General features: G+C 40.2%; 1 protein-coding gene. It reads left to right on the top strand.

Translation table 11 applies throughout. The features are described 5' to 3' along the window. On the top strand, window positions 1-164 hold a 164-nt coding region (locus tag IB245_RS29505; protein ID WP_192496365.1), incomplete at its 5' end, for a homoserine O-acetyltransferase/O-succinyltransferase family protein. Window positions 165-435: the final 271 nt, after the last annotated feature.

Here is a 435-nt window from a genome sequence, read left to right as displayed (position 1 = left end):
ATCCGGAAGTACCGTACAACTATTTCCCAAAAGACGATCCGCAAAACAAACCGAGAGCAACCTGGCGCAGCCACGGGAATTTGCTTTTCACTAACTGGCTCAACTATTACGTCTACCAGATAACGCCATACGATCTGCGTCACATGAATCCGACGCTGGAGTAATCTTCTGCACTAAACGATCCTAAAGCGTTTCAGCTATTCAAATCAGGCACCTTCGGGTGCCTTTTTTATTTCCGAAATGCCACTCACCATTCGATTAAACTTTAATCTCAATAAAATCAATAAATTAATTGCAATTAACAATTAAAATGGAAATTGTTTTTGATTTTGGAAAAAATATAGATAGTCTTAATTCTGCTGAGCGAAAACTACCCAACGATCTTTCGTTCGCATCGGGGGCGTGATTTTGGATCTTTGATGAGGAGCAGAGTAA

Source organism: Pseudomonas sp. PDM02, from assembly GCF_014852285.1.
Taxonomy (GTDB): domain Bacteria; phylum Pseudomonadota; class Gammaproteobacteria; order Pseudomonadales; family Pseudomonadaceae; genus Aquipseudomonas; species Aquipseudomonas migulae.
Note: the sequence above shows the minus strand (reverse complement) of the source record. Positions and strands in the feature narration are given on the sequence as shown.